Origin of the sequence: Kitasatospora sp. NPDC087315, assembly GCF_044744345.1 — a bacterium.
GTDB lineage: Bacteria > Actinomycetota > Actinomycetes > Streptomycetales > Streptomycetaceae > Kitasatospora.
Genome location: NZ_JBIUYD010000016.1, coordinates 106,063 through 120,204, shown reverse-complemented (window position 1 = coordinate 120,204; position 14,142 = coordinate 106,063). Strand labels below are relative to the sequence as shown.

Sequence of the window (14,142 nt, the reverse complement as noted above, 5' to 3'; positions counted from 1 at the left end):
TCGGTCAGTTCAGCAGCAGGGCGATGTCCCAGGGCAGTGACTCCTCCGGGCGGGCGTAGTGGTTGAGGGCGAGGGCCAGGCCGGCCGTTCCTTCGAGGAAGCCCGCCGGGTGGCTGCCGTCGGCCAGGCCGTCGTAGCCGAGCTGCAGGCGCGGGGGGCCGTCGGCCTCGAACTCCTCGATGATCCGTCCGGCGATGGTGTCGCGCAGCCCGCGCACCGGTGCCGCGTGCGGGCCGTCGGTGAAGTACCCGAGCAGGTGCAGCACTCCGGACCAGCCGTGGCACAGCGACCAGTGTTCCGTCCCGAACGACTCCAGCGGCAGGCGGGTGAGGGGCGCGATCGAGGCGTGGGCCTGCTCCAGCCAGTCCGCGCGGCCCATGGCCTGACCGGCGATCTGCAGTGCCCGCGAGATGCCGGGCGCGCCGTAGCACCAGGCGGTCCGGCCCCGGGCGCGGCCCGGCTCGGCGTTGCCGAAGGCGGACAGGGAGACCGTCGGCGGCCAGAACGGCCCGTACTCGTCGGTGTCCTGGAACCGGTCGAGGAGCGCCACCAGCGACTCGACGGCCTCGCGCTGGCCGTCGACGACGGCGCCGTGCCGGTGGGCGATGGCGAGCAGGGCGAGCGGGCCGGCGATGCCGTGGGCGAGGCCGAGGTTGAGGTGGCCGTGGTCGACCAGTGCCGGGTCGGTGGCCGGATGCCAGTTGGGCGGGGTGACGGACCAGTAGCGCGGCACCCGCTGCCCGTGGTGGTCGGCCGGGCCGGTCATGCCGACCAGGGAGGTGAGCAGCTGCTCCATGTCGGCGGATCCGCCGAGGCCGCGCAGCAGCAGGTAGCGGCCCAGACCGGCCAGGCCGTCGAGGACGTCGTAGCGGGCCATCGGGCCGAGCGGCACGGTGTCCACCAGCCGGGACAGCGCGGAGGCGGCCGCACCGGCCCTGGCGTCGAGCGCGGCCAGGGCCCGGCCGTAGCCGCCGCCGGCCTGGCTGGCCAGATGGAGGGCGAAGCCGAGGCCCGCGACCTCGTAGAGCAGACCGTGGTGCGGTGCCGGCTGGGTTTCCAGACTGGCCGCCGCCAGCGACGCGTACCGGTGCGCGGTCAGCCGCTCCGCCGGATCGCGCAGGCTCCGTTCGCTGAACAGCAGGGCGATGCCCGCGTGGCCGCTGGCCAGCGACGAGACCTTCCACCGCTCGTCCGGCCCGGTTCCGTGATCGGCCTGGGGCAGCGACGCCGGGTCCCGCAGCTGGCCGGCCAGCTCCTCGGCCAGGGCCAGGGCCTGCTCGCGGTACGTGGGCGGTGCCGTGGTGGTGGTCACGTGCGGTTCCTTTCCGGGACGTGTGCGGGCCGCCGGTCCTGGCCCTGGGCCTGGTGGGCCAGCCGGCCGCGGTGGGCCCGGGCGGCCTGCCCCAGCAGGGCCAGGCCGGCGAGTTCCCCGGCCGGGTCGATGCCGTACAGCCGGTTGTGATGCATGTGGAGCAGGCTCGCCACGGCCGCGTCCTGCCATCCCCGGCCGCCTTCCCGGCCGATTCCCGGCAGGACCAGCTCGCCGAACCGGCCTGCCGCGTCGGCGATCCGGGCAAGAGCCGGACGGTACGGATCGGGAAGGATCCCCGCCAGCAGTTCCCTGGCCCGACCGGGTATCAGGAGCCGTTCGGCGGCCCGGACTTCGTCGCGCGGCCGTGCGGCACCCGGGCTCCTGGGCGCCACGCGGCCCACCCACGCGCGCCAGTCCCACGGGCCCAGGGAGTCCAGCAGGTGGACGTACCCGGCGAGCAGTACCTCGGCCTTGTCGGCCCCCGCGCCGCGGCCGCCGAGGGCGGTGAGCAGGCCGACCGCCGCCAGGCTGTCCGCGCAGAACCACTCCTCCGCCCGTGCGACGCCTTCGACGCCGCCGTACCGGGAGGTCTCCTGCCCGTAGCCGGAGACGCGGAAGTCCCTGATCAGCCCGGACGCCTTCAACTCGCCGCACCCGCTCAGCAGTTGCGGCCAGACGGTGGCGGCGATCCGCTCGGCCGGGCCGTGCACCCGGAACCGGACGTGGTCGCCCGACTGCCGGTAGCGCATGAAGAACCAGCGGTCGACCGCTGCGCCGAACCGGTCCAGCAGCGCGGGTATGTGACGGGTGATCAGTGCCTCGTGCGCCTCCGGCAGGGCGTGGAGCTCGACGAACGCCCACTCGCCACCCGGCTGGTGCACGGGCCGCACGGCGCTGTTGGCGACCCGCTGCGGGTCCAGCGCGGGTACGGGGCCGGGGGCGGGCGCCGCGGCGCGCAGGGGCACGAGGATCTCGTTGCCGTGCCCGCCGAGCCAGCCGAACGCGTCGGCCTGCGCGTGCGGGCTCTCGGTGATCGTCACCCCCTCACGCAGCACCTCGCGGCGCAGCATCTCCCGCTGGAACCCGCTGCTCAGGTCGAGTTCGCACACCTGGTCGCGGTGGCCGACGCTCACCCGGTCGTCGACCCGCAGCTCGCGCCGCCATGTCTCCACCGCCCGCGGCCAGTCCCGGCCGTGCTCGGCGTGCTCGCGCAGCCCGGGGCCGGGCTGCCAGCTCAGCGGCGAGACGACGACCCGCCCGAGCCGTACCCGGGGCAGCACCGGAAGGTGCTCGAACGGCCCCCAGTTCCAGGCCTGCCAGATCTTCTCCTCCCCGCAGTACGCCAGTTCACCGAGGAAGCGGACCAGGTTGGGCGCGGCGGTCCCGAGCGACAGCACGTGCGGGATCACCGGGCGCACCTCCTGCCCGGTCCTCTCCCAGTACAGGCGCAGCCGGTCCCCGTCCGCGGCGACGACCAGGTCGCGCCAGTCGATGCGGCCGGGGCCGGCCGGATCGTCGAAGGTCCCGACCGGGATGGAATGGGGGAGCATCCGCGGCACCTGCATGACGTTCAAAGCGCGGGGCAGCACCGGGACGAAGTCCACCTGGGCGGCCAGTGCCTGCCCGTCGCCGGCCAGCAGCCGGCCGAGGTCCTCGGACGCGCCGGCGAGGTCGGCGAACCGCCCGGCCATCGCACCGGCGGTGAGGGTGCCCGTGGTCGGCGTGGTCACCAGCGTGAAGTCCCCGGCCGCCAGGTCCGCCCGGCTGCGCGCCACCAGCTGGAAGCAGAGTTCGAGGGAGGCCGGCGGCGGCGTTTCGGTGTCGACGCCGAGCCTGCGGATGTCGTCGTCGGTGAGTACGACCTCCCGCCGCTCGGCGGACAGCCCCCGCTGGAGCACGTCCGCCAGCGCCCGCACGCGGGCGCTCTCCGCCGGCGACTGCTTGGGGCGCTGCCCGGCGGGGAAGTCGGTACTGGTCCGCGGGTGCAGGTAGGTGGCGGGGTAGCCGAGGCCGCGGTGAGGATCCACCAGTTCCTCCAGGCGGACCGCGCCGTGCTGCCCGTAGGTGTCCAGGAAGGCCTGCCGGTAGCCCCGCATGTGGGCGAAGGCCCCGCTCGGCGCCGACAGCGACCACATGACCGCGCCGTACCGTTCCGCCTCCCGCAGCACCGCCCCGGGCAGTCGCGCGTCCGTGTCCATCCGCAGGTCGACCTGCGCAGAGACCGTCTTCGACGGGTGCGCGCGGGCGGACACCCGGACCAGCCGGCGGTACGCGTCCGTCCCCTCGCCCGGGGCGGTGGCGCGGTAGTCGGCCAGGGCGGAGCGCACCGCGCTCAACTGCGCCCTCTCCTCGGAGGATTCGGGCAGGGCCTGCTCCAGCGAGGCCAGGCCGGGGTCGTCGAGCGAGGTCGCGGCGAACTCGGTGAGGAGCACCTCGTGGTGCGCCAGCACTCCCAGGAACGTGTCGAGGTGCGTGCGGCCCAGGCGCGGGAAGGCGGTTTCGGCCGCGGCCAGCAGGTCCGGGTAGGGCACCGGGCGGGCCGCGGCCGAGCGGACCCAGGACAGCAACGGCGTGCAGCGCATGGACAGTTCCTGCGTCGCCTGCTGTGTCCCGGTGATGTCCGCGGCGTCGTCCCCGCGGGCCCGCAGGTGCGGAAGCACCAGCCGGTCTCCCCGGACGAAGCACAGGTTGTTGACCACCACCCGCAACGAGTGCCGCACGTGCGGCGCCCTGAGCCACTTCGCGGCCAGCCCGTCGAACCAGCCCGCGTCGGGGCGGGCGGACTTGACGGCCGATCCGTTTGCCGGCCGGGCCGGGACGGTCGACACCCCGGCGAACAGGCCGAACGGGGTCGGGCGGCCGGTGATGCGCCGCGCGTAGCGGGTCAGTGAGACGGCGGTGCGGACCAGCCGCTTGCGGCTGAGCCGGGCCCCGTCGGCGATCCGGTCGAGCTCGGCGGTCAGATCGGGGCTCGACACCGCGATCGCCTCCCGCAGTTCGGCGCGGGTCGACAGCTCACCGATGTAATCCGTGAGCATCTCCTCGGTCGGTGAATCGCCCGTACCGAGCCTGGCGAGCATGCCGTCAAAAGTGTCAGCCGGAAGTGCCGCGGACCTGATGAATATCGGTTCGGCGGCCGAGAAATGGCTTTGGCTGGGCATGCCGGAAGAATCTCGCTTCCATGAAGAAGGCCGACCGCCGCCGGCATCCGCGAAGAGGAGCTCCGGCGGCGAAACGGAATCCGGGGCAGTGGACCTCGAACGGCGTCACCGCCCCTTCCCGCGGTGGAGCCGCGGGAAGGGGCATGGCCGTTCCGACTAGCAGCACATCGGGTTGCAGTGGTTGGTGAAGCCACAGGAGGTGCCCGTGGCGCCGCCGGTGTCACAGGTGATGAAGGTGAACATCTCGGGCCGCAGCGGGGCGTCGGCACCACCGGTGATCGCCGTCTGGATGTCCAGGTCGAGGTCCATGAGGTCGAGGTCCTGCACGGTTTCCTCGGCAATGAGGGTAGTAGGCACATGAACTCCTTTGTCTCGAACGAATCCAGGAAATTCACCCGGTCCCGGGGCACGGCCGGCCGGGCGCCTTTCGGCGCCGCGACACCGGTGACTTCGGGGAGACGGAAGCGCCATTGTCAGCCCCCGTGTCGCACGACAAGCCAGCCCCCCCAGGTGAATTGTCCCGCCTGAATGGTTCGTCTCCCGGTGCAATTGATCCTTGATCAAGGCGTGTCAAATGTCAACCCTTTGCCATGGCTTGCCGTTCGAGGCGAGGCCGGCGCCGTCGCGGCGCATCTGGGGCAGCACCATCTCCGCCTCGCGGGCGAGCACGACCGTGTGCCGCTGGAGCGTGCGGTCGGCCGCGTGCGACAGGCCGGACGTCGCGGCACCGGCCGCCCGTGCCGCACGAACACCGCCACCAAACCGCCGGACGGCAACGAATGACCGCAGGTCGTCGCGGATCTCGTCCGCGTCCCGCTGGGCGCCGGCGTGCTCGGCCAGTTGCCGGCTGCTCTTGCGGCCCACCGGTGCCGGCAGGCCTCGCATGCGGTCGCGCATGCGGCGGCGGGGTTCGACTCGGCGGAAGCGGTGCCCGATGTCCAGGAGGAGATCGTCCGGTGCGCGGTTCCACATCCCGGCGGCGCTCTCGGTGATCACATCGGGAGGCTTCCCCGAAGCCGTCATGACCGAAGGCGCTGTCACGCGACCGAGGGGCGGCCCACGGGAAGCCGCCCCTCGATGCCCCGCACCCCGGCTGCGCTCCAGCCCGCCCGCATCGCCCCGGGTCACGAGGCAAAGTCCTGCTGGAGTACCAGGGGTACCGGTGCCGTCATGCCGTCACATGGTGCGCGGGGGACGCGGGACGCCCTGCCAGCGGTAGAGCATGGACTCCCACACGTAGGTGTACGTGAAGGTGACCTCGAACGTGGTGCTCCGTTCGAGGTACGGCCCGCCGTCCTCCGGGGTGAGCCGGGTGAACGCTCCGTAGACGCTGGCGCGCGGGTACACGCAGACGGTCCAGATGTACGAGCCGGACGACAGCTGGACGTCCAGGGCGGGCGCGTTGCCGCCCGGGGTGTTGAGGCTCCAGGCGTAGGTTCCGGCGTCCAGGTACAGCCGTCGTGAGGTGCACTGCTGGGGAGGCGTCACGGGAGCCGGCAGCGGTACCAACTGGCCGTACCCCTGCAGGAACTCGTGCTCGGTGGCGGCGCCGGCCGGTGTGACCGCCGGGCCCGTCACCAGGGTGAGCACAAGGGCCGGAAGAGCGAGGATCCAGGTGAGTCTGCGCAGCATTCGTGCCTCCGGTCGGACGGGCGTTCCTGCGGGCGGAGCCTGTGGTCTATGCCAATTCTGCTGGCCGGCCGCGCCCCTTCCCATCCCAGAACCCTGGGATCCCGTCGGCGGGCCCAGCTCCGGGCTCCGCCTTGCGGGCCCGCCCGCCGCCGGTCCGGGTCGCCGGTAACAGCGCCTTCAGCACCACGGTCGGCGGCCGCGTCACAATGAAGGAGAGGGAAGGTGGTCCGTATGCGGGCGATACCCCACCTGCGGACCGGCGAGGGCATGGCGGCGTTCACCGCCGCCGTCGTGGCCGTGGCGGCCATCGCCGCCATCGGCGTGTCGCCTGCCGGGGCCCGGCCCGTCGTCGCTGCGGCGCTCGGCGGAGCCGCGGTCGCCGTTCTCGGCGTTCTGGCGGCGTCGGCCCTCGTGCGCCGGGCTCGTTCCCGCCACCACACCCGGCAGCTCGACCGCGACCCGGCGGAGGCCTGGTTCGCGGCGCCGTCCATGGAGGACTTCCCCGAACAGGAGCTTCGCCGGCTCCTGCCGGAGACCGACGCGCCGTCCATGAACCGTCTCTGCACCGCGTGGGTGTTCGCCACCCACGGTCACGACGCCGTATGGCTCGAACGGCACTTCGACCTCACCGACGGCCTGGCCCGGAAGCTCGTCGAGCGAGCCCACCGACGCGGTCGGTTGCCGTGCCCCTGACTCCCGCACGACCCGCCTTGGCCCCGGCAGGCTGGGCCATTGGGGCCGGGTGCCGGCCCCACCCGGTGCGTCCCACGGGCCATCGCCGACGCCTGGTTAGCGTCGTGGCGTGGACCTCGTCGTGTCTCTCTCCCAACTGCTGCGCCGCCCGCTGGTGGGGCGTGGCGGCGCGGCCGTGGGCCGCCTGTCCGATGTGATCGTCCGCCTGCGCGGGCGCGATCACCCCCTGGTCGCCGGGCTGGTCGTGCGGGTCGGCCGGCGCGAGGTTTTCCTGCCCGTCGAGCAGGTCGCGGCCTTCGGCGGCGAGCAGATCCGGCTCACCAGCGAGGTTGTGGACCTTCGTCCGTTCGAACGGCGTGAAGGGGAGGTTCTGCTGCGCGCCGACGTCCTCGGGCACCGGGTGATCGACGTCGCCGAGGCCGAACTCGTCCGGGCACATGACCTGGAGTTGCGCCGGCGGCCGGACGGCTGGGTCGTCGACCGCCTGGACACCCACCCGCGCCGCGCCCGCCCGTTCGGGTTCCTCGCCGGTGGGAGCCGGCCGCGGTGGCGGGACTGGATGTCCTTTGAACCACTTATCGGCCACGCTCAGTCGGCACGCGTGCGCGGCCCGTTCGGGCGTTTGGCCCGGCTCAAGCCGGCCGACCTGGCGGACCTGCTGGAGGACGCCAACCGCACCGAATCCCACGAGATCCTGCAGACCGTCCACGCCGATCCCGAGCTGGAGGCGGACGTCTTCGAGGAGTTGGAGCCCGACTCGCAGACGCGCCTGCTCGCGGAGAAGAGCGACCGCGAGATCGCCGAGGTGCTGGGCCGGATGCGCGCCGACGACGCCGCCGACGCGATCAACGACCTTCCGCAGAGACGCCGACAGCCGGTACTCGACGCCCTGCCGGCCGGCCAGCGCGCGAAGGTCCTGACCCTGATGGGCTTCAACCCGTCCAGCGCCGGCGGTCTGATGGCCCTCGACATCCTCAGTGCGCGCCCGGACGCCACTGTCACCGAGGTGCTCGGCCTTGTCCGGGCGGCCCGCAACCTGCAGCCCGAGGCCCTGACCAGCGTCCACGTCGTCCGGGACGGAAACCGGCTGATCGGCACCGCGCCCCTGGTCGCCCTGGTGCAAGCCGACCCGGACACCCGCCTGGAAGAGGTCATGACCACCGAACCGGTCAGGGTGCTCCCGGACACCGACGTCGAGGATGTCGCCCTGCTGATGACCGACTACAACCTCCTCACGGTGCCGGTCGTCGACCACCGGGACCAGATCCTCGGCGTCATCACCGTCGACGACATCCTGGAAACCGTCATCCCCGAGGACTGGCGCCGGCGCGAGCCCGCCCCGCACCCCGCCCGCCGAAGCGACGACGCGCCGAGCGAGGCCATGAACACCACGGACCTCGACGGATGACGGCACCCCAGAACCCCCAGAACCCCCCGGACCACAACGACCGTGCCGACCGCCCCGCACACGCCCCCGCGAAGAGCCCCGCGAAGGGCCCCGCCCAACCCCCGCCGAAGCACGAGGACGCGCACCCCACCGCGCCGAGAGAACCCACCCCTCCCGCGCCCCGACCGGCCAGACGGCCACCGGCACCGGCAGCACCCGATTCCGCACCCGCACCCGGGAAGCCCGCACCCGCGAGGCCGGTACCCAGAAAGCCGGATGCACCACGGCCCAGCGCGGTCCTGGACGAAGCCCACCTCGGCGACATCGAAGGCGCGTTCGGCCGGATCCCCCGAGACCACACCGAAGAACGCCCGAGCCTCAAGACCCGCACACTCACCCTGCTGGCCGTTCTCGGGCCCGGCATCATCGTCATGGTCGGCGACAACGACGCCGGCGGTGTCGCCACCTACGCCCAGGCCGGCCAGAACTACGGCTACTCCCTGCTCTGGGTCCTGCTGCTGCTCGTCCCGGTCCTGGTCGTCAACCAGGAGATGGTGGTACGCCTCGGCGCCGTCACCGGCGTCGGCCACGCCCGCCTGATCAACGAACGCTTCGGCAGGTTCTGGGGCTGGTTCAGCGTCGGCGACCTGTTCGTCCTCAACTTCCTCACCATCGTCACCGAGTTCATCGGCATCTCGCTGGCCGCCGAGTACCTCGGTGCCTCCACATACTGGGTGGTGCCGCTCTCCGCCCTCCTGCTGATCGCCGTCACCGCGAGCGGTTCCTTCCGCCGCTGGGAACGCGCCATGTTCGCCCTCATCGCCGTCAGCCTGCTGCTCGTCCCGCTCACCCTGCTTTCCGGGCCGAAGTGGGGCCAGGCCGCCCACCACTTCGTCGTCCCCGGAATCCAGGGCGGCATCACGGGTGACGCGGTCCTGCTGGTCATCGCGATCGTCGGCACCACCGTGGCCCCCTGGCAGCTCTTCTTCCAGCAGTCCAACGTCATCGACAAGCGCATCACCCCGCGCTTCATCGGCTACGAACGCGCGGACACCGTCATCGGATCGGTCGTGGTAGTCGTCGGAGCGGCCGCCCTCGTCATGATCGCCGACTACGCCGCCCGCGGCACAAGCTTCGCAGGCAACTTCACCGACGCCGCCGGCGTCGCCCACGCCCTCGAACAGCACAGCCGCGCACTCGGCGTCATGTTCGCCGTCGTCCTCATGGACGCCAGCATCATCGGCGCCGCCGCCGTCACCCTCGCCACCAGCTACGCCTTCGGCGACGTCTTCAACCTGAGGCACTCGCTCCACCGCGGCTTCGGCGAGGCGAAGACGTTCTACGCCTCCTACAGCCTGATGGTGCTGCTCGCCGCCGCCGTCGTCCTCATCCCCGGCGCCCCGCTGGGAGTCATCACCGAAGCCGTCCAGGCCCTCGCCGGACTCCTCCTGCCCTCCGCCAGCGTCTTCCTCCTCCTGCTCTGCAACGACCCCGAAGTCCTCGGTCCCTGGGTCAACCCCCGCTGGCTCAACCTCCTCGCCGCCCTCATCATCGCCGTCCTGCTCCTGCTCTCCGCCACCCTGATGACCGCCACGCTCTTCCCCCACATCGACGTCAAGACCCTGACCACCTGGCTCGCCGTAGCCCTGGTCGTCGCGCTCATCGCGGCGGCCGCCGGCCTGCGGATCGCCCGTCGGCGCTCCGGCGCCCCGGCCCGGGCTCCGGCACCCGCGATGCCGGCGGCCGAGAAGCTTGCCTGGCGGATGCCCCCACTGGCCCTGCTCAAGCCCGTCCAATGGTCACCGGCACTACGGCTCGGCATGCTCGCCCTGCGCGGCTACCTCGTCCTCGCCGCGATCCTGCTGCTGGTCAAAGCCATCCGCCTCGGCGGAGCGTGACCCGAGGGGAGAAGGCGATGCCGGCCCACCGCCGGCTGGTGCGCCGCCTGCCGTCGGGCCGGCGCCGACCAACGGCCCCGGAAGCCGCCGAGCGCGAGCAGGCCGCCACCGAGGCGAAGCTCGGGACCAGGCGCGGGTAAAGTAACCGGCCGAACCACCGGAAGGGCACCGATGCGGACGCTGTCAGGGATACAGAGACGGACCGGGACGTTCGGGGCCCTGGCGGGTACGGCGCTCGCGGCCCTCGTGCTGCTCGGCAGCGCCGGAACGGCCGTTGCGGCCGGCCCGAGCACCGCGCCGAACGCCACGGCAACGTCCACGGCGTCCGCCACCGCCGCGCCGGCCGGTCAACTCGCCCATGGCGCGACCCAGTCCGAGCGCCTGGCCGAGGAACTGCGCAAGAACCCGGTCTACGTCTCGGCCGACCGTCCCCGCGAACTGCCGCGCTCGCTCGCCCCGGACATCGCCGCCCTCGCCGAGCGCACCGGCGTGCCCACCTACGTGCTGGCGCTGCCCGCGGGCGACGCCGCGCTGCTCGCCCTGGTGCGCGACCGGCTCGGCGAGAACGGCCTGTACGTGCTGATCGGCGACCACGGCAGCATCACCGCCTCCGCGTTCGGCGTCGACGTCCCGGTCGAGGAGGCCCGCCGCATCGCCCTGTACGGCACCCCGTACGGGGCCGGCCCGCTCGCCGCGTTCGAGTCCTTCGCCGACGCGATCGCCTCCGGCCGCGACCGGGCCGCCGCCAAGGCCGACGAGTTGTACGACCGCTACCACAAGGACGGCAAGCCCGACCTCTACATCAGCTCCACCGACCGGCAGAACCAGAACCTGCTGCTCGGCCTGGCCGTGGTGGTGATCCCCGGCCTGGTGCTGGCCCTCGGCATCCGGCTCTCCCGCCGCCGCTCCGACCGGCCGCGGCCGGCCGGGAAGAAGAAGGCCGCCGGCTCGAAGGCCCCGGCCGTCGTCCTGACCAAGACCCCGGCCGTCACCCCGGCCGTCACCCTGGACAAAGGCGCGGGCAAGGCCGTGGCGAAGCCGAAGGCCCCGGCCCGCACCACCTGGCCCGCCGCCCGCCGACGCGGCGTGCTGCCGGTGACGGTGGTGGCGGCGGTGGCCGCCGCGGTCGCGGTGGTGCTGGCCGCGCCCACCGTCTTCCCGCAGACCGTAGACAGCCCGTACCTCAACGTCACCCAGGGCGACCTGGACGCCCGGGTGGAGGAGGTCGCCACCGGGCTCGCCGCCGGACCGATCTACCAGGACCCGTCCACCGCGGACGCGCTGACCGCCGCCGACCTGCCCGCGATCCGGCAGCGGATCGCCGAACTCGCGCCCAAGGGCCCGGTGCACGTGCTGGTCACGCCGACCGACAGCGACGACGAGAGCGGCGGCAGCAGCAGCATCCTGCTCGCCCGGGTCCACCAGCGCACCGGCCAGAACGGCGTCTACGTGCTGATCGACCCGGTGTCCGGCCGGATCGACCTGGACACCTTCGGCACCGACCAGGACGCCGCGCGCCGCTTCCTGCGCCTGCCGTCCACCGTCCTCTACCCGGAGTACCGCAACAACGGCGACCTGCAGGTGGTGCCGCGCCTCAACCAGACCCTGGACGCCGTCGCCGCCGCCCAGCCGGGGAGGGACGACGGACCCACGACCCGCGACGCCGAACTGCCCCCGCTGCGCGACAACCGGCTGCCCGGCCTGTTCAGCAGCGACTTCGGGCCCGGGATCGTGCTCGGCACGATGCTGCTGGGCGCGCTGCTGCTGGTCGCCTGGCTGGTGATCGCCATCGCGCGGGCCGTGCTGCACTCCCGCCGCACCCCCGCGGCCGACCCCTCGCCGCAGCAGCACGCCGGACCCCGGCACGCCACCGCGCTGCCGTCCGTCCGGCAACTGCGCGCCTGGGCCGCCGCCGACGTCCGCGAACTCACCGGGCGGCTGGCCGCCGCCGACCAGGCCGCGCCCGGCCGCACCCGCGCCTGGGACTGCCTGGACGCCGCCGAACTGCTGGCCGACACCGGCGACGAGCACCCGGACGAGGCCACCGAGGCGGGCAACCTGGCCACCGTCGCGGTACTCGCCCAGGCCGGACTCGCCGCCCTCCGGGGACACCTCCACCCCACCCTCTGCCGGCTCAACCCGCTGCACGGCGAGGCCACCGGCGGCAAGGTCCCGGGGTGGCTCGCCGACCTCGGCATCGGCCCCAGGTCCGCGCAGCTGTGCCCCGCCTGCCGGGACGCCTTCCGCAGCAGCGGCGCCAACCACAGCACCGCCGACCCGGCCGCCCGCGAACGGGAGGCCACCGAACGGCTGCTGCGCCTGCCCGGGGCGGACGGCCGCACCCGGACCGCCTGGGACGAGACCGGGCAGGTCCTGCCGGCCGCCCGTGAAGGGCTCGAAGCACTCATCCTCAGGGCCAGGGAGTCCGCCAGTGTCCAGTGACCGACTGACCAGTGACCGCCCGACCGGCGCCTCCCGCGGCCTCGCCGCCGGACTGCTCGCCGCCCTGCTGCTGGCCTGCACGGCGCTGCTCGGCACCGGCACCCCCGCCCGGGCGGAGACTGCGGGGACCGGGCCGACCGCCACGACGATCGCCGAGGCGCTGGCCACCAGCCCCGTCTACGTCGACCCGTCCTACGCGGCCGCCGTCAACCCCGCCCAGCAACAGGCCCTGGTCGACCAGATCGCCGCGACCGGCATGCCGATCAAGGTGGTGCTGGTGCCGCTGAAGAAGGGCGACGCCTTCGACGGCAGCTCCCGCACCCTCGCCGCAGTGATCAAGGAGCGGCTCGGCCAGCAGCAGCTGATCCTGATCAGCACCGACGAGTACGGGAAGTGGCTCAACGGCACCGAGTGGCCCACCGACGCCCATCAGACCCGCGACGCCGCCTCCGCCGTCGGCTTCCTCAGGGAACTCAACGACGCCGGACTGGCAGCCCGGGTCGCCAAGGCCGTGGAACTGATCAAGGCCGGCAACGGCACCGAGGTCTACAAGGCCGAGACCGCCAGGATCGACAAGGAGCACTCGGCCCGGCCCGAGGTCAAGGAGAACGCCTCCGGCTCCTCTTCCGGCCGCGGCCCCGGGACCCTGCTCGCGGTCGCCGCGGCGCTGGTCCTCGCCGCCGTCGGCGCCGCCTTCCTGGTGCGCCGCCGCCGCTCGCCCCGGCACACCGCCTTCACCTTCCCCGACGCCGTCTTCGCCGCCGAGCAGGCCGCCGACGAGGCCGGGCTGCGCCGCCAGGCCACCGCCGAGATGCTCGCCCTCGGCGAGGCCGTGGAGCACGGCGGCGGCGCCGCCACCCCGGGTCTGAGCCGAGCCCTGGACGCCTACGACGCGGCCGGCCGGGTACTGGACGCCGCCCGGGGCCTCCCCGACCTGGTCGGAGTGCTGGCCCTGACCGCCGAGGGACGCTCCGCCCTGGCACCGGCTCCCGGACTCCCGCTGTGCTTCTTCGACCCCCGGCACGGCACCGCCGTCCGCCGCACCACCTGGCGCCCGCTCGGCCGCCGGGAGCGGGCCGACGTCGCGGTCTGCGAGGACTGCGGCCAGGCCCTGCGCGCCCGCCGCTCGCCGCAGGTGCTGGCGGTCCGGGACCAGGGCCGCACCGTCCCCTACTTCGAGGTGCCCGCCGAACGCAGCCTGTGGGCCGCCACCGGCTACGGCTCCCTGCTGTCCGGCCCCGACGACACCCTCGCCGCCCGGGTCGGCGCCGGCGAGTTCAGCCGCGCACGGCAGCAGTCCGAGGACCACGGCGCGGCCAAGGACTGAGCCCGACATACCCCCTGACGGGGCGCCGGTTCCCCGGCGGAACCGGCGCCCCGCCGTTCCGCCGCCCGTCCGGGTCGCACAGTTCCCGCACGGCCGACGCGCCAGGCGCCAGGAGCCGGGAGCCGGGTGGTGTCAGCGCTGCCGCGGGCCGGGCAGTGAATTCGGTCCGCCGTCATGGCGGCCACTCCTCATGTGCGTGGTTGGTCGCGAGGGGTGGCCCGGTGCGGCAGCTCAGGCTGCCGTCCAGGCGGCTCCCGGCGGCCGGGCCTTCGAGGTCTCCGTCTTCCGTC

General features: G+C 73.5%; 11 protein-coding genes. 6 read left to right on the top strand and 5 right to left on the bottom strand.

What is annotated here, in order from left to right; genetic code table 11:
• Nucleotides 1-4: 4 nt before the first annotated feature.
• From ACIO5D_RS23375 to ACIO5D_RS23355, 5 genes are all read right to left on the bottom strand, one after another.
• The gene (locus tag ACIO5D_RS23375) at nucleotides 5-1,312 is read right to left on the bottom strand and encodes a lanthionine synthetase C family protein (RefSeq protein ID WP_400652457.1); all 1,308 of its coding nucleotides are present in this window, start codon (nucleotides 1,310-1,312) and stop codon (nucleotides 5-7) included.
• Nucleotides 1,309-4,392, bottom strand: coding sequence for a lantibiotic dehydratase (locus tag ACIO5D_RS23370; RefSeq protein ID WP_400797498.1), 3,084 nt, complete (start codon nucleotides 4,390-4,392; stop codon nucleotides 1,309-1,311). Before ACIO5D_RS23370 ends, ACIO5D_RS23375 begins: the two co-directional genes overlap by 4 nt.
• A 237-nt stretch (nucleotides 4,393-4,629) precedes the next feature.
• Nucleotides 4,630-4,830, bottom strand: a complete 201-nt coding sequence (locus tag ACIO5D_RS23365; RefSeq protein ID WP_363609726.1) for a hypothetical protein — start codon at nucleotides 4,828-4,830, stop codon at nucleotides 4,630-4,632.
• Between the two features lie 213 nt (nucleotides 4,831-5,043).
• On the bottom strand, nucleotides 5,044-5,469 hold the full coding sequence (locus ACIO5D_RS23360; protein ID WP_400797495.1) for a hypothetical protein: 426 nt from the start codon (nucleotides 5,467-5,469) through the stop codon (nucleotides 5,044-5,046).
• A gap of 180 nt (nucleotides 5,470-5,649) precedes the next feature.
• Nucleotides 5,650-6,105, bottom strand: coding sequence for a hypothetical protein (locus ACIO5D_RS23355; protein WP_363609730.1), 456 nt, complete (start codon nucleotides 6,103-6,105; stop codon nucleotides 5,650-5,652).
• A gap of 231 nt (nucleotides 6,106-6,336) precedes the next feature.
• On the opposite strand from ACIO5D_RS23355, the gene ACIO5D_RS23350 reads away from it, so the two are divergent.
• From ACIO5D_RS23350 to ACIO5D_RS23325, 6 genes are all read left to right on the top strand, one after another.
• Nucleotides 6,337-6,798 (top strand): hypothetical protein, encoded by a 462-nt coding sequence (locus ACIO5D_RS23350; protein ID WP_363609732.1) that lies wholly within the window; start codon nucleotides 6,337-6,339, stop codon nucleotides 6,796-6,798.
• Nucleotides 6,799-6,907: 109 nt separating this feature from the next.
• The gene (locus ACIO5D_RS23345; RefSeq protein WP_400797492.1) at nucleotides 6,908-8,206 is read left to right on the top strand and encodes a magnesium transporter MgtE N-terminal domain-containing protein; all 1,299 of its coding nucleotides are present in this window, start codon (nucleotides 6,908-6,910) and stop codon (nucleotides 8,204-8,206) included.
• Nucleotides 8,207-8,616: 410 nt separating this feature from the next.
• Nucleotides 8,617-10,083 (top strand): divalent metal cation transporter, encoded by a 1,467-nt coding sequence (locus tag ACIO5D_RS23340; RefSeq protein ID WP_363609736.1) that lies wholly within the window; start codon nucleotides 8,617-8,619, stop codon nucleotides 10,081-10,083.
• A 17-nt stretch (nucleotides 10,084-10,100) separates the two neighbouring features.
• A complete protein-coding gene (locus ACIO5D_RS23335) occupies nucleotides 10,101-10,223 on the top strand; it encodes a hypothetical protein (RefSeq protein ID WP_363609738.1) in 123 nt (40 codons plus the stop codon).
• 31 nt (nucleotides 10,224-10,254) lie between these two features.
• Entirely contained in the window at nucleotides 10,255-12,525 is a 2,271-nt protein-coding gene (locus ACIO5D_RS23330; RefSeq protein ID WP_400797489.1) for a hypothetical protein, read from the top strand.
• Nucleotides 12,515-13,852 carry a hypothetical protein gene (locus ACIO5D_RS23325; RefSeq protein WP_400797486.1) on the top strand — a complete coding sequence of 446 codons (1,338 nt, stop codon included), beginning with the start codon at nucleotides 12,515-12,517 and terminating at the stop codon, nucleotides 13,850-13,852. The genes ACIO5D_RS23330 and ACIO5D_RS23325 overlap by 11 nt, the downstream gene beginning before the upstream one ends.
• The last annotated feature ends 290 nt before the right edge of the window (nucleotides 13,853-14,142 follow it).